Here is a 14,806-nt window from a genome sequence, read left to right on the forward strand (position 1 = left end):
ACCCCTGCCCCGAAGGGGCCCGTCACCGCTGCCTTCCGGTGCCGGGCCCCTTCCTGGTGTCGGGCTTCTCCGGACCCTCAACCGGAGAAGCCGACGTGCGCGAGCCGCAGGGGCCCGCGCAGCCTGAGACGGACGTCGTGCACGCCCGCGGCGATGATTCCGGCGCCCAGGGTGGTGTAGGTGTACGGGTCCCTGGTGGGTGTGGCGAGCGACAGGGCCGCGAGCGAAGGGCCGCCGTCCAGGGACACCTCCAGTACGCCCTCGCCCGCCGGCTGAGCGGCCACCTCGCTCACGCCGTCGCGGAAGTCGCAGGAGCGGTAGACCAGTTCGGCCGAGACACCCTCCGCCGGAGTCACCGCGTCGCCCGCCGTTTTCGTGAGGTCGACGATCGCGATGCCCGACTGCTCGTCGAAGTCCGCCGCGTCGAGGCCTCGTCGCGCCGCCGCCCGGGGGGGCTGGGGGTTCGCCGTCCAGGGTGAGGGTCGTACGGAGGCGGATGTCCTCGCTGGACGCGCCGAGCAGGAAGCCGTACGCGCCCTGCTCCAGGCGCCACCCGCCGCGTGCCACGTCCCAGAACTCGAAGGCGCTCAGCGGGACTTCGAAGGCCAGCCCGGTGCGCTCGCCGGGGCTGAGCGTCACGCGGCGCTGCCTATGACGTCGTAATCAAGCAGGTCCGGCAGGTCGGCGTCGGACTCGTACCAGGTCTGCGGGAGGCGGCCCGCGGGGGAGACGTCGCCGGACAGCACCCGGGCCAGGGCCGTGCCCGCCGCCTGGCCGCCGTGTGCGGTCCAGAGGACGGCCGGCAGCCGGGACACGTCCACCGCGTAGGGGTACGCCGACACCAGGACCAGTGCCGTGTGCGGGTTGGCCGCGCGGGCGGCGCGCAGGAGGCGCTGCTGGTGGGCGGGGAGGGCCAGGGTCGTACGGTCCTCGGTCTCGCGGCCGTTGATGTGCGGGTCGTTGCCCGCCACCACCAGGACGACGTCCGCCTCCTCGGCCGCGCGGGCCACGGCCTCCTCGCCGCGTTCGACCGTGATCACCTCGAAGACGTCGCCGGTGTCGGCAACCTTCACGCCGTCGGCGGCGACTCGGACGTGGCGACCCGTGCCGAGGTGCTTCAGGAGGTGACCGCTGTGGTGGGGTTCCAGGCGGAAGGTCTCCTGGACGACCCAGCTGCCCGGCTGGTCCGCGGAGGCGCGGACGTAGCCGTCTTCGGCCACGGAGAGGTAGCGGCCGTCGGGAGCGCGCAGGGTGCCCGGGAATCGGGCAAGGCGCGCGTCAGGGCGTCGTGGGCGCCGGTCCCGTACTCGCCCGTACCGTCAGTTCGGGCGGGAGCAGCACGACCTCGTCGCTGCCCCGCCCCTCCAGCTTGGCCACCAGGTGCTCCACGGCGTGCCGGCCCATCTCCTGCGCGGGGACGGCGACCGAGGTGAGCCGCACGGAGGCCTGGACGGCGACCTGGTCCGGGCAGATCGCGACCACGGACACGTCCTCGGGCACGGCCCGGCCCTGCTGGCGCAGCAGCGCGAGCAGCGGCTCCACCGCGGATTCGTTCTGCTCGACGAAGGCGGTGGTGCCCGGGCGCTCGTCGAGGATCCGGGCCAGGGTCACGGCCATCGCGTCGTACCCGCCCCCGCACGGGCGGTGCAGCACCCGCACGCCCGCCTCGCTGGCGCGGGAGCGGAGCCCGTCGAGGGTGCGCTCGGCGAAGCCGGTGTGCCGCTCGTAGACGGCCGGGGCCTCGCCGATGACAGCGATGTCGCGGTGCCCGAGCCCCGCAAGGTGCTCCACGCACAGCGCGCCGGTCGCCGTCCAGTCCAGGTCGACGCAGGTCAGGTCGGTGGTGTCAGCGGGCAGGCCGATCAGCACGGACGGCTGGGCACCGGCACCCAGGCACTCGTCAGGCGCAAGCTGCTGAGCAACCACAGGTACGTCTCCGGGATCGAGTCCGGAACCGAGGTCTTCAAGGGCTCCGGCCGCCTCGACACCGAGTCCTACTCGGTCTCGATCGGCTGAGGATCCGCTGAACGGACGCGCGAGGGGTGGTGGGGTCGCCCCGTTTCGGGTACCAACGATCCAGTAGCACTGTTCGGTAACGAACAGCCCCCATCATCCTCTTCGCGGCGAGGTGAGCCTCAATGTCCGCCCCCACCACCCAACGCACCAACGTCACCGAGCGCGAGGCCCGTCAGGTGGCGGAGGCCGCCCGGGAACAGGACTGGCGCAAGCCCAGCTTCGCCAAGGAACTGTTCCTCGGGCGCTTCCGGCTCGACCTCATCCACCCCCACCCGCTCCCGGACGCCGAGAGCGTGCGGCGCGGCGAGGAGTTCCTGGCCAAGCTGCGCGTCTTCTGCGAGACGACGATCGACTCGGCCCGCATCGAGCGCGAGGCCCGCATCCCCGACGAGGTCGTCGCCGGCCTGAAGGAACTCGGCGCCCTCGGCATGAAGATCGACCCCAAGTACGGCGGCCTCGGCCTCACCCAGCTGTACTACAACAAGGCCCTCGCCCTGGTCGGCTCGGTGAGCCCCGCGGTCGGTGCCCTGCTCTCCGCCCACCAGTCGATCGGCGTACCGCAGCCACTCAAGCTCTTCGGCACCCAGGAGCAGAAGGACGCCTTCCTGCCCCGCTGCGCCCGCACCGACATCTCCGCCTTCCTCCTCACCGAGCCGGACGTCGGCTCCGACCCGGCCCGCCTCGCGACGACCGCAGTCCCGGACGGCGACCACTATGTGCTTGACGGGGTGAAGCTGTGGACCACCAACGGGGTGGTCGCCGACCTGCTCGTCGTCATGGCACGCGTGCCGAAGTCCGAGGGGCACAAGGGCGGCATCACCGCGTTCGTGGTGGAGGCCGGCTCCGAGGGCATCACCGTCGAGAACCGCAACGCCTTCATGGGCCTGCGCGGCATCGAGAACGGCGTCACCCGCTTCCACCAGGTCCGGGTCCCGGCCGCGAACCGCATCGGCCCCGAGGGTGCGGGCCTGAAGATCGCGCTCACCACCCTCAACACCGGCCGGCTCTCGCTGCCCGCGATGTGCGCCGGCGCCGGCAAGTGGTGTCTGAAGATCGCCCGGGAGTGGGCGGCGGAGCGGGAACAGTGGGGCAAGCCGGTCGCGCTGCACGAGGCCGTCGGCTCCAAGATCAGCTTCATCGCGGCCACCACCTTCGCGCTGGAGGCCGTCCTCGACCTGTCCTCGCAGATGGCCGACGAGGACCGTAACGACATCCGCATCGAGGCCGCCCTCGCCAAGCTCTACGGCTCCGAGATGGCCTGGCTGATGGCCGACGAACTGGTCCAGATCCGCGGCGGCCGCGGCTACGAGACGGCCGAGTCCCTGAAGGCGCGCGGCGAGCGGTCCGTCCCGGCCGAGCAGATCCTGCGCGACCTGCGCATCAACCGTATCTTCGAGGGCTCGACGGAGATCATGCACCTGCTGATCGCCCGCGAGGCCGTCGACGCCCACCTCTCGGTCGCCGGCGACCTCATCGACCCCGACAAGTCCCTGTCGGACAAGGCGAAGGCGGGCGCGAACGCGGGTGTCTTCTACGCCAAGTGGCTGCCGAAGCTGGTCGCAGGCCCCGGCCAACTTCCGTCCTCGTACCACGAGTTCAAGCGCGAGACGGACCTCTCCGGTCATCTGCGCTATGTGGAGCGGCACGCCCGCAAGCTGGCCCGCTCCACCTTCTACGCCATGTCCCGCTGGCAGGGCCGGATGGAGACCAAGCAGGGCTTCCTCGGCCGGATCGTGGACATCGGCGCGGAGCTGTTCGCGATGAGCGCGGCCTGTGTGCGCGCCGAGCGGCTGCGCGGCGAGGGCGAGCACGGCCGCGAGGCCTACCAGCTCGCCGACGCCTTCTGCCGCCAGTCCCGCATCCGCGTCGAGGAACTCTTCAACCGGCTGTGGAGCAACACCGACGACCTCGACCGCAAGGTGGTCAAGGGCGTCCTCGGCGGGGCCTACGAATGGCTGGAGCAGGGGATCGTCGACCCGTCCGAGGACGGCCCGTGGATCGCCGACGCGACCCCCGGACCGTCCGCACGGGAGAACCAGCGGCGCCCCTACGGCGCGTAGTCCTCATCGCTCGACGGGCAGGGCAGCTGGGGCTCAGACGCCCCAGGTGCCCTGATCCGAGGCGCAGTTCCAGCCCGAGCCCTTCAGGGTGAACTTCACCTTGTAGGAGCGGGTGTTGAGCAGGTGCGTGGGGATCCTCATCCCGAGGCTCGCCTTCTTCTTGAGCGTCGTGGTGTACACGGACACCGTCTTCGTCGTGTTCTTGGTGACCTTGCCGCCCGTGGGCTTCGCCTTGCCGAAGCGGAGGTTCTTGACGTTCGTGACGGTGAACGTGACCTTCGAGAAGCTCTTGGTGGTGCTCTTGTTCTTGATCCCGAAGTAGAGGCCGCCGTTGGTCACCCAGCCGTGCGAGTCGATGTAGAAGCGGCTCGGGTAGACCAGGTCGATCGGGCAGCTGCTGCTCGTCGCCGCCGGCGTCGCGGCCGACGAGGCTCCGGCGAAACCGAGTTGGGCGGCGGTGACGAGCCCTGCCGTGGCCAGGACGGCGGCGGTCGTACGTGTGCGGTTCATCATGGTGGTTCCTCCCCGTGGGGCCCTGCTTGACGGGCCGAATCGGAAGGATATGCCACCCCGGGCGACCGAAAGCACGCTATTTACGGGAACGTTGGGCTGCCGCTTCCGCGTGCCGCGGCCGACCGGGGTGGTCACACGCCTGGGTGCTCAGCAGTACTTGTCGCTCGGATCCCGCGTGGTCCAGGAGCAGGAATCGACCTTGGTGCCGCTCGCCTTGGTCAGCGTGGCCGTGTCCCTGTCGTTGTTCCAGACGTAGGCGCGGCGGTCCTGGTACTTGTCCGACGCGGTGTCCGAGCCGCTGCCGGTGTGGATCTTCAGGTACTTCCCGGCGCCGATCTTGACGTTCGGGAAGACGTACCTGTGGTTCGAGGCGTCCTTCAGGACCCAGCCCCTGAGCGAGACGGCCGAGCTGCCGGAGTTCTTGATCTGCACCCACTCGCCGTTGAGGCTCTTGTTGGAGCGGTCGTCCTTGCCCGGGCTGTCGAACCAGACGTGGTGGATGTGCACCCCGCCGGCCGCCTGGGCCGGGGTGCTGAGCAGGGTGCCGGTGAGCAGGGCCGCGCCCGCGAGGGCGGGCAGGGCGGCGCGTATGCGCACAGTACGCATGGAGAGATCCCCCCAAGGATGTCGTCCGCGAAGTCAGCCCGGGCCGGTCCTCCACCGGCCCGGGACTGAAGTGTTATCACATGATCTTCACCATGGCTTCACAACGGGAAAACCACTCCATCCGGCGACGAAAGCTGTTAACGCACCCGCCCGAGGGATGCCCTGTCCAGGCGGCATCGGCTTGCGGCCACAATGGAGGGATGACCGACAGTCCCGCCAGTCCGGCACCCCTCGCCGACCCGCACCTCGTCTACGACCCCCTCGCGGGCGACGGCCCCAAGGACGTGGTGATCCTCGGCTCCACCGGGTCCATCGGAACCCAGGCCATCGACCTCGTGCTCCGCAACCCCGACCGCTTCCGGGTCACCGCCCTCTCCGCGAACGGCGCCCGCACGGCGCTGCTCGCCGAGCAGGCGCACCGCCTGCGGGTGCGGACCGTGGCGGTCGCCCGCGAGGACGCCGTACCGGCCCTGCGCGAGGCACTGACCGAGCAGTACGGCTCCGGGGAGCCGCTCCCCGAGATCCTCGCCGGACCGGACGCGGCCACCCAGGTCGCCGCCTCCGACTGCCACACCGTCCTCAACGGCATCACCGGGTCCATCGGCCTCGCGCCCACCCTGGCCGCCCTGGAGGCGGGCCGCACCCTCGCGCTCGCCAACAAGGAGTCGCTGATCGTCGGCGGCCCGCTGGTCAAGGCGCTCGCCAAGCCCGGGCAGATCATCCCGGTCGACTCCGAGCACGCCGCGCTCTTCCAGGCGCTCGCCTGCGGCACCCGCGCCGACGTGCGCAAACTGGTCGTCACCGCCTCCGGCGGCCCCTTCCGCGGCCGGACCAGGGCACAGCTGGCGGACGTCACCGTCGAGGACGCCCTCGCGCACCCCACCTGGGCGATGGGCCCGGTGATCACGATCAACTCGGCGACCCTCGTCAACAAGGGCCTGGAAGTCATCGAGGCACATCTCCTCTACGACATTCCCTTCGACCGCATTGAGGTCGTCGTGCATCCCCAGTCGTATGTTCACTCGATGGTCGAGTTCACCGACGGATCCACGATCGCCCAGGCGACGCCCCCCGACATGCGCGGGCCCATCGCCATCGGTCTGGGCTGGCCCGAGCGCGTCCCGGACGCGGCACCCGCCTTCGACTGGAGCAGGGCTTCCACGTGGGAGTTCTTCCCGCTGGACAACGAGGCCTTCCCCTCGGTGAACCTCGCCCGGCACGTGGGGCGGCTCGCGGGCACGGCCCCGGCGGTGTTCAATGCGGCCAACGAGGAGTGCGTCGAGGCCTTCCGCACCGGCGCCCTGCCCTTCAACGGCATCATGGAGACCGTCACCCGGGTGGTCGAGGAGCACGGCACCCCGGTCGCGGGAACTTCACTCACCGTGTCGGACGTCCTCGAAGCGGAGACCTGGGCGAGGGCCCGGGCGCGCGAACTGACAGACCGGACCGCGGAGGCGCGTGCATGACGACCTTGATGTTCATCCTCGGCATAGTGGTCTTCGTGGTCGGCCTGCTCGTCTCGATCGCCTGGCACGAGCTGGGGCACCTGTCCACGGCCAAGCTCTTCGGCATCCGCGTCCCGCAGTACATGGTCGGCTTCGGCCCGACCATCTGGTCGCGGCACAAGGGCGAGACCGAGTACGGCATCAAGGCCATCCCGCTCGGCGGCTACATCCGCATGATCGGCATGTTCCCGCCGGACGAGGCCGGCCGGGTCTCCGCCCGCTCCACGTCGCCGTGGCGGGGCATGATCGAGGACGCCCGTTCGGCGGCCTTCGAGGAGCTGAAGCCGGGCGACGAGACGCGGATGTTCTACACGCGCAAGCCGTGGAAGCGCGTCATCGTCATGTTCGCGGGCCCGTTCATGAACCTGATCCTCGCGATCGGCCTGTTCCTCACCGTGCTGATGGGCTTCGGCATCCAGCAGGAGACCACCACCGTCGCCTCGGTCTCTCCGTGCGTCATCGCGCAGAGCGAGCACCGTGACAGCTGCAAGAAGTCCGACGAGGCCTCCCCGGCCCAGGCCGCCGGTGTGAAGAAACGCGACAAGATCGTCTCGTTCGGCGGCAAGCCGACCAAGGACTGGAACACGCTGTCCGACCTCATCCGCGACAGCGCGGGCAAGGACGTGGCCATCGTCGTCGACCGGGGCGGCCGGGAACTGACCCTGCACGCGAAGATCGCCACCAACACGGTCGCCAAGAAGGACTCCCACGGCGCCTACGTCCAGGGCAAGTACGTCCAGGCCGGCTTCCTCGGCTTCAGCCCCGCCAGGGGCGTCGTCCACCTGGGCTTCGGCGACTCCGTGACCTGGATGACCGACCGGGTCGGCGACGCCGTCGACTCCCTCATCGCCCTGCCCGGCAAGATTCCGGCCCTGTGGGACGCCACGTTCGGCGACGCCCCGCGCGAGCCGGACTCCCCGATGGGCATCGTCGGCGCGGCCCGGGTCACCGGGGAGATCGCCACGCTGGACATCCCGGCCTCGCAGCAGCTGGCCATGGCCGTCTTCGTGGTGGCCGGCTTCAACCTCTCCCTGTTCCTGTTCAACATGCTCCCGCTGCTCCCGCTCGACGGCGGGCACATCGCGGGCGCCCTGTGGGAGTCGCTGCGGCGGAACGTGGCACGCGTGCTGCGCCGGCCCGACCCCGGCCCGTTCGACGTGGCCAAGCTGATGCCGGTGGCCTACGTGGTGGCCGGGATCTTCGTCTGCTTCACCGTCCTGGTGCTGATCGCGGACGTGGTTAACCCGGTGAAAATCTCGTAGCCATCCGACGTTCGAGGCGGCCCGGGACCATGTGTTCCGGGCCGTCTTCCATCGGGTGGGTTTGACGGGGTGGGATGTGCCCCCGCCAGGGCCGGTGCCGTAATCTCGAAGCCTGGAGCCCGCCGTTCACGGGACCGGATCCTGATCCACGACTTGGGGTTGCACAGCAGATGACTGCGATTTCTCTCGGCATGCCGTCCGTTCCGACCAAGCTCGCCGAGCGCCGGAAGAGCCGGCAGATCCAGGTCGGATCCGTGGCGGTCGGCGGAGACGCACCCGTCTCGGTCCAGTCGATGACGACGACCCGTACGTCCGACATCGGCGCCACCCTCCAGCAGATCGCCGAGCTGACCGCGTCCGGCTGCCAGATCGTCCGTGTCGCCTGCCCCACCCAGGACGACGCCGACGCGCTTGCGACCATCGCCCGCAAGTCGCAGATCCCGGTCATCGCGGACATCCACTTCCAGCCCAAGTACGTCTTCGCGGCCATCGAGGCCGGCTGCGCCGCCGTGCGCGTCAACCCGGGCAACATCAAGCAGTTCGACGACAAGGTCAAGGAGATCGCCAAGGCCGCCAAGGACCACGGCACCCCGATCCGCATCGGTGTCAACGCCGGCTCCCTGGACCGCCGCCTGCTCCAGAAGTACGGCAAGGCGACCCCCGAGGCCCTCGTCGAGAGCGCCCTGTGGGAGGCCTCCCTCTTCGAGGAGCACGACTTCCGCGACATCAAGATCTCGGTCAAGCACAACGACCCGGTCGTGATGATCGAGGCCTACCGCCAGCTCGCCGCCCAGTGCGACTACCCCCTCCACCTCGGCGTCACCGAGGCCGGCCCGGCCTTCCAGGGCACGATCAAGTCGGCGGTCGCCTTCGGCTCCCTGCTCTCCCAGGGCATCGGCGACACCATCCGCGTCTCCCTGTCGGCCCCGCCGGTCGAGGAGGTCAAGGTCGGCACCCAGATCCTGGAGTCCCTGAACCTGCGCCAGCGCGGCCTGGAGATCGTCTCCTGCCCGTCCTGCGGCCGCGCCCAGGTCGATGTCTACAAGCTGGCCGAAGAGGTCACCGCCGGCCTGACCGGCATGGAGGTCCCGCTGCGCGTCGCCGTCATGGGCTGCGTCGTCAACGGCCCCGGCGAGGCCCGCGAGGCCGACCTCGGCGTCGCCTCCGGCAACGGCAAGGGCCAGATCTTCGTCAAGGGCGAGGTCATCAAGACCGTCCCCGAGTCCAAGATCGTGGAAACCCTCATCGAGGAGGCCATGAAGCTGGCCGAGCAGATGGAGGCGGACGGCATCGCGTCGGGCGAGCCGTCGATCTCGGTGGCGGGCTGATTTCAGTGCCGGTGGGGGCGCGCCCCGAAAGGGGCGCGGGGCTGTATCGATATGCGGCTCCGCCGCGTGGGCGCGACCGGCCACAGACGGTCCGCAGCCGCCCGGAGACCAGAGCCCCCGAGCTCACAGGCGCCGCCAAAGCAGCGCAGCTATAGTGCGGGGACCAGCAGAACCCCAGCGTGAGGGCCCCGCACGTGTTGACCCAGACCACCTCACGGGTGCTCGATCCGAGCGACCTGGATGCCGCGCTCGCCGTCCTCGACCGCGAGCCGGTCGTGAACGCCTTCGTGACCTCCCGGGTGCAGATCGCGGGCCTCGACCCGTGGCGGCTCGGCGGCGAGATGTGGGGCTGGTACGAGGACGGCATGCTCACGTCCCTGTGCTATGCGGGCGCCAACCTGGTCCCCATCTGTGCCTCCCCGCGCGCCGTCCGCGCCTTCGCGGACCGCGCCCGCAGGGCCGGCCGCCGCTGCTCCTCCATCGTCGGGCCCGCCGGGCCCACCGCCCAGCTGTGGCGCCTGCTGGAACCCCAGTGGGGCCCGGCCCGCGAGGTCCGCGCCCACCAGCCCCTCATGGTCACCGACCGCATGCCCGCCGACATCGCCCCGGATCCCTACGTCCGCCGCATCCGCAAGGACGAGATGGAGACGATCATGCCGGCGTGCGTGGCCATGTTCACCGAGGAGGTCGGCGTATCGCCCATGGCCGGCGACGGCGGCCTGCTCTACCAGGCCCGCGTCGCCGAACTGGTCGGCTCCGGCCGCTCCTTCGCCCGCCTCGACGAGCACGGCAAGGTCGTGTTCAAGGCGGAGATCGGCGCGGCGACGCCCCAGGCCTGCCAGATCCAGGGCGTGTGGGTCGCGCCGGAGTACCGGGGCAGGGGACTGGCTGCGCCCGGAATGGCCGCGGTTCTGCGCTATGCGCTGGCCGACGTGGCCCCGGTCGTCAGCCTCTACGTCAACGACTTCAACACGGCGGCGAGAAGGACGTACCGCAGGGTGGGCTTCCACGAGGTGGGAGCCTTCATGAGCGTTCTCTTCTGAGGCCCCTGTACGCTCCCCGCATGGACCTCGTGATCGGCCCCCTGGACCTCGCAGCCCACGTCGACGAGGCCCTCGCAGTCCAAGCCGTCGCCTTCGGACTCGGCCCGGACGAAGTCGCCGTACGCCGTCACATCGTCCAGCGCCACATGCAGTACCCGGGTGCAAGGGCCCTCGGCGCAACCGTCGGCGGACACCTCGTCGGCTTCGTCTACGGCATGCCCAACTCCCGCACCCACTGGTGGTCCACGGTCGTGGAGCCCTACCTCCGCGCCCAGCACAACGACTACTGGCTGGACGACTCCTTCGTCATCACCGAGCTGCACGTCCACCCCCGCCACCAGAACCGTGGCATCGGCCGCCGGCTGATCACCACGATCACCGACGGCGCCGCCGAACCCCGCTCGATCCTCTCCGCGATCGACACCGACAGCCCGGCCCGAGGCCTCTACCACTCCCTCGGCTACGTCGACCTCGCCCGCCAGGTCCACTTCCCGAGCGCCCCCAAGCCGTACGCCGTGATGGGCGCCCCCCTGCCGCTGCGTCGGAAATAACCGCCCGGAGATAACCGATTTCCACCGGCACAGCAAGCCCGGCTAACCTCCTTGCCATCACCGTTTTCCCGGCAGGAGTACGAGAACCATGGCGAACGCACCGGTCCAGCGCATGTCCCAGTTGATGGCGAAGACGCTGCGCGACGACCCGGCGGACGCCGAGGTCCTCAGCCACAAGCTCCTCGTCCGCGCCGGCTACGTCCGCCGCACCGCCGCCGGCATCTGGAGCTGGCTGCCCCTCGGCAAGAAGGTCCTCGCCAACGTGGAGCGGATCGTCCGCGAGGAGATGGACGCCATCGGCGCCCAGGAGGTCTCGCTCCCCGCCCTGCTGCCGCGTGAGCCCTACGAGGCCACCGGCCGCTGGGACGAGTACGGCCAGGAGCTGTTCCGGCTGAAGGACCGCAAGGGCGGCGACTACCTCCTCGGCCCCACCCACGAGGAGATCTTCACCCTCCTGGTCAAGGACCAGTGCACGTCCTACAAGGACCTGCCGGTGATCCTCTACCAGATCCAGACCAAGTTCCGGGACGAGGCCCGCCCGCGCGCCGGGATCCTGCGCGGCCGTGAGTTCCTGATGAAGGACTCGTACTCCTTCGACCTGGACGACGAGGGCCTCGGCACCTCCTACGCCCTGCACCGCGAGGCCTACCGGCGCACGTTCGAGCGCCTCGGCCTCGACTACCGCATCGTCGCCGCCACCGCCGGCGCGATGGGCGGCTCCAAGTCCGAGGAGTTCCTCGCCCCGGCCGAGGCCGGCGAGGACACCTTCGCGGACTGCCCGAACTGCGACTTCGCCGCGAACACCGAAGCGGTCTCCTACGAGCTCAAGCCGGTGGACGGCTCGGCCGTCCCCGCGCTCGAGGAGATCCCCACCCCCGACACCCCGACCATCGAGACCCTGGCCGCCTCCCTCGGCGTCCCGGCCTCCGCCACGCTGAAGAACCTGCTGGTCAAGGTGGACGGCGAGATCGTCGCCGTGGGCGTGCCCGGCGACCGCGAGGTCGACCTGGGCAAGGTCGAGGCGCACTTCGCCCCGGCGGTCGTCGAGATGGTCACCGAGGGGGACTTCGCGGGCCGGCCCGACCTGGTGCGCGGCTACGTCGGCCCGCAGGGCCTGGGCGAGAAGGTGAAGTACCTCGCAGACCCGCGCGTGGCCCCCGGGACCGCCTGGATCACCGGTGCCAACAAGGAGCACACGCACGCCAAGAACGTCGTCGCCGGCCGTGACTTCGAGGTCGACGAGTACGTGGACGTCGTCGTGGTGCAGGAGGGCGACCCCTGCCCCAAGTGCGGCACCGGCCTGAAGCTGGACCGCGCCATCGAGATCGGCCACATCTTCCAGCTGGGCCGCAAGTACGCCGACGCCCTCAAGCTCGACGTCCTCGGCCAGAACGGCAAGCCCGTCCGCGTCACCATGGGCTCCTACGGCATCGGCGTCTCCCGCGCCGTCGCCGCGCTCGCCGAGCAGACCGCCGACGAGCAGGGCCTGTGCTGGCCCAAGGAGGTCGCCCCGGCCGACGTGCACGTCGTCGCCGCCGGCAAGGCCCTGCAGACCGAGCTGGCGCTCGACGTCGCCGAGAAGCTGGCCGCCGCCGGCGTCCGCGTCCTGGTGGACGACCGGGCCGGGGTCTCCCCGGGCGTGAAGTTCACCGACGCCGAGCTGATCGGCGTCCCGCAGATCCTGGTGGCCGGCCGCCGCTCCGGCGAGGGCGTGCTGGAGCTGAAGGACCGCAAGACCGGTGAGCGCGAGGAGCTGTCCGTCGAGGACGCGATCGCCCGCCTGACGGCGCAGTAAGGGAAGCCCCCGGCAGCCCTCGGCCAAGAGAGAAGCCCCCTGAGACCTGCTGAGGCTCAGGGGGCTTCTCCCCGTGCCCTCACAGCCACCCGGCGAACTCCAGCAACAACTCCCCGTCCTTCGGCCGCCCCACGCGCAGCGCCCGTACCCCCGACTCCACGGCCCGGAACAGCGTCCACCCCCGCAGCCGCTCCAGATCCACGTCCAAGGACTCCGCGAGCCGCTTGATCCGCCGCCGCGTCGTCGCCGCTCCCGACGGTGCGGCGATCAGATCCTCCACCCGGTCCCGCACCAGCCGTGCCAGATCGAACGCACACTCACCGACCACCGGGTCCGGCCCCACCGCAAGCCACGGCATCCGTTCCCCGGCCAGCACCTTGCTCTGCCGGAAGGTGCCGTGCAGCAGCCGATGCTCGGGCGGCGCAGCCAACAACTCCTCGCGCGCCGCGAGCGCCGCATCCACCAACGGCGCCGCGTCGGGCTCGGCCAGAGCGCTCGCCCGCATCGCCTCCGCCTGCCGCCCGGTCCGCTCGGCCACCGTCTCGAACACATGGTCAGCGGGCGGCTCGACCCACAGCCGCCGCAGCGTCCCCGCGGCCTCCAGCAGCGCCTTCGCCTCCGGCAGCGACCGCACCGACACGTCCGGGTGCAGCCGCTCCAGCAGCAGCACCCCCTCGGCGGCGTCCTCGGCATCCGCCTGAAGCAGCAGTACGGCGCCCAGGCCGGCCCAGTGCGCCAGCGCCGCCCGCTCGCTCTCGGGGCGAGCCCGCGCCGGGGCCAGCTTCAGGACCGCCGGGGTGCCGTCCACGCGCCGGACCAGCACCACCAGGCTGCTGCGCCCGCCCGGCACCTGGACCCGCTCCACGGTCAACTCGCGCCGGGCGACCGCCCGCTCGGCCGCCCGGGGCAACCGCGCCAGCCAGTCGTCCCCGGCCGGTGCCGTCTCACCGAGCGCCCGCACCAGCCGCTGGGGCGGTTCGAAAGCCATGCGCGAGTTGTTCCCTTCCTCCTGGGCCTGCCGTGGGGGTGGCTACGCGGTCACGCCGTCGGGGACGCCGACGTACGCGGTCCGGCCGCACCTGCTTCGTCACCGGCCCGCTCGGCGAGCCCAGGGAAGGCTACGCTCTCCCCGCTCCAGCGCACGGCCCGGACCGCCGCCTCGCGCAGCGCCCCGGCCGCCGAGCCGCGCCGCTCACCGGTCACCGCCCGCACCAGGTCCGAGTAGACCCCGGCCACCCGCTCCTCCAACCGCGCGGCCAGCCGCACCGCGGAGGCCGCGTCGGCCACCGGGAACGGCAGCGCGTACGCGGCGCTCGCGGCCATCGGCACACCGCCCAGGTCGCGCACCTCGCGCACCAGCGCGTCCCGCCGGGCCCGGTGCGCGTCGTACGCCGCCCGCGCCTCGGTCCGCCGCCGCGCGTCGATCCGCCCGCCGACGACGCCGTACCCGTACACCGCCGCGTGCTCCGCCGCCAGCGCTGCCTGAAGCGCCGTCAGCTCGGCCTGCTTCGCCTCGTCGCTCACTTGGCCCCCTCGGTCAGCAGGTATGCGTGCGCCACCCCGGCCGCCGCCACCGACGCCAGCAGCCGGGCCAGCTCTCCGGGTACGTCCATCAGGTCCCTGGCCCGCCGGTCGGCGACGCCGCGCTCGGCGGAGGCGAGATCGGCGAGGGCGTCCGTCTCGGCCGCCGGCACGGCCGGCGGAGACGCCGTGGCCGTCGTGGAGGCCGTCGGGGAGGGGGACTTGGTGGCCTTGTCGCCGCCGAACGCCTCCACGTGCGCCGCCACCTGCGCCCGCAGCGGCCGCAGTCGCTCCGCGAGCGCCGGATGGACGGCGAGCACGGCGTCGTAACGCTCCAGGAGCCCCGCGCTGTCCCGCGCCGCACGCGCGCGTGCCCGGGCGGTCACCGAGGGGGTGGCGGCGCTGCCGCCGGAGTCCGGATCGGCCGAGCAGCCCACCAGCAGGGCGGCCCCGGCGGCCGAGGCGAGCAGGGTTCTTCTGCGCGGCCCCGAGGGGGTACGCGGCGACGGCGGGTACGGCACTGCAGACGTCCTCGGGGCACTCGTACGAAAGGAACAACACAGGAAGCACAGCGGGGGCGGGCGGCACGCCCGTGATCACCGTACC

12 protein-coding genes and 2 pseudogenes are annotated in these 14,806 nt (G+C 71.3%); 7 read left to right on the forward strand and 7 right to left on the reverse strand.

The features are described 5' to 3' along the window. Positions 1-77: 77 nt before the first annotated feature. Both ACZ5DS_RS15500 and ACZ5DS_RS15505 read right to left on the reverse strand, forming a co-directional pair. Positions 78-1,253, reverse strand: a pseudogene (locus tag ACZ5DS_RS15500) (glycoside hydrolase family 3 C-terminal domain-containing protein); the annotation flags it as partial. 25 nt (positions 1,254-1,278) lie between these two features. After that, positions 1,279-1,956 (reverse strand): annotated as a pseudogene (locus ACZ5DS_RS15505) (LacI family DNA-binding transcriptional regulator); the annotation flags it as partial. Positions 1,957-2,138: 182 nt separating this feature from the next. Here ACZ5DS_RS15505 and ACZ5DS_RS15510 point away from each other — a divergent pair. Continuing rightward, the gene (locus ACZ5DS_RS15510) at positions 2,139-4,076 is read left to right on the forward strand and encodes an acyl-CoA dehydrogenase family protein (RefSeq protein WP_468238020.1); all 1,938 of its coding nucleotides are present in this window, start codon (positions 2,139-2,141) and stop codon (positions 4,074-4,076) included. A gap of 33 nt (positions 4,077-4,109) precedes the next feature. Here the strand turns inward: ACZ5DS_RS15510 and ACZ5DS_RS15515 are convergent, their stop codons facing one another. Further along, positions 4,110-4,589, reverse strand: a complete 480-nt coding sequence (locus ACZ5DS_RS15515; RefSeq protein WP_468238022.1) for a hypothetical protein — start codon at positions 4,587-4,589, stop codon at positions 4,110-4,112. Positions 4,590-4,736: 147 nt separating this feature from the next. Beyond that, the gene (locus ACZ5DS_RS15520) at positions 4,737-5,195 is read right to left on the reverse strand and encodes a lamin tail domain-containing protein (protein WP_468238025.1); all 459 of its coding nucleotides are present in this window, start codon (positions 5,193-5,195) and stop codon (positions 4,737-4,739) included. Between the two features lie 200 nt (positions 5,196-5,395). Here ACZ5DS_RS15520 and dxr point away from each other — a divergent pair, with 200 nt between their 5' ends. From dxr to ACZ5DS_RS15550, 6 genes are all read left to right on the forward strand, one after another. After that, positions 5,396-6,661, forward strand: a complete 1,266-nt coding sequence (gene dxr, locus ACZ5DS_RS15525; protein WP_468238027.1) for a 1-deoxy-D-xylulose-5-phosphate reductoisomerase — start codon at positions 5,396-5,398, stop codon at positions 6,659-6,661. Continuing rightward, a complete protein-coding gene (locus ACZ5DS_RS15530; protein WP_468238030.1) occupies positions 6,658-7,962 on the forward strand; it encodes a M50 family metallopeptidase in 1,305 nt (434 codons plus the stop codon). The genes dxr and ACZ5DS_RS15530 overlap by 4 nt, the downstream gene beginning before the upstream one ends. 170 nt (positions 7,963-8,132) lie before the next feature. After that, positions 8,133-9,290, forward strand: coding sequence for a flavodoxin-dependent (E)-4-hydroxy-3-methylbut-2-enyl-diphosphate synthase (gene ispG, locus ACZ5DS_RS15535; protein WP_468238032.1), 1,158 nt, complete (start codon positions 8,133-8,135; stop codon positions 9,288-9,290). A gap of 194 nt (positions 9,291-9,484) precedes the next feature. Then, positions 9,485-10,333 (forward strand): GNAT family N-acetyltransferase, encoded by an 849-nt coding sequence (locus ACZ5DS_RS15540; protein ID WP_468238035.1) that lies wholly within the window; start codon positions 9,485-9,487, stop codon positions 10,331-10,333. A gap of 20 nt (positions 10,334-10,353) precedes the next feature. Beyond that, the gene (locus ACZ5DS_RS15545; RefSeq protein WP_468238037.1) at positions 10,354-10,884 is read left to right on the forward strand and encodes a GNAT family N-acetyltransferase; all 531 of its coding nucleotides are present in this window, start codon (positions 10,354-10,356) and stop codon (positions 10,882-10,884) included. Positions 10,885-10,972: 88 nt separating this feature from the next. Continuing rightward, on the forward strand, positions 10,973-12,679 hold the full coding sequence (locus ACZ5DS_RS15550; protein ID WP_468238040.1) for a proline--tRNA ligase: 1,707 nt from the start codon (positions 10,973-10,975) through the stop codon (positions 12,677-12,679). Positions 12,680-12,758: 79 nt separating this feature from the next. Here ACZ5DS_RS15550 and ACZ5DS_RS15555 read toward each other — a convergent pair whose 3' ends face one another. From ACZ5DS_RS15555 to ACZ5DS_RS15565, 3 genes are read right to left on the reverse strand one after another with little or no spacing between them, the layout of a single operon-like run. Continuing rightward, positions 12,759-13,667: an aminoglycoside phosphotransferase family protein gene (locus tag ACZ5DS_RS15555; RefSeq protein WP_468238043.1), complete on the reverse strand. Its 909-nt coding sequence runs from the start codon at positions 13,665-13,667 to the stop codon at positions 12,759-12,761. A 50-nt stretch (positions 13,668-13,717) separates the two neighbouring features. Then, the gene (locus ACZ5DS_RS15560) at positions 13,718-14,203 is read right to left on the reverse strand and encodes a ferritin-like domain-containing protein (protein WP_468238045.1); all 486 of its coding nucleotides are present in this window, start codon (positions 14,201-14,203) and stop codon (positions 13,718-13,720) included. Next, entirely contained in the window at positions 14,200-14,721 is a 522-nt protein-coding gene (locus ACZ5DS_RS15565) for a hypothetical protein (RefSeq protein ID WP_468238048.1), read from the reverse strand. The genes ACZ5DS_RS15560 and ACZ5DS_RS15565 overlap by 4 nt, the downstream gene beginning before the upstream one ends. Positions 14,722-14,806 lie beyond the last annotated feature (85 nt).

It is taken from the genome of Streptomyces sp. NPDC031100, from assembly GCF_055570785.1.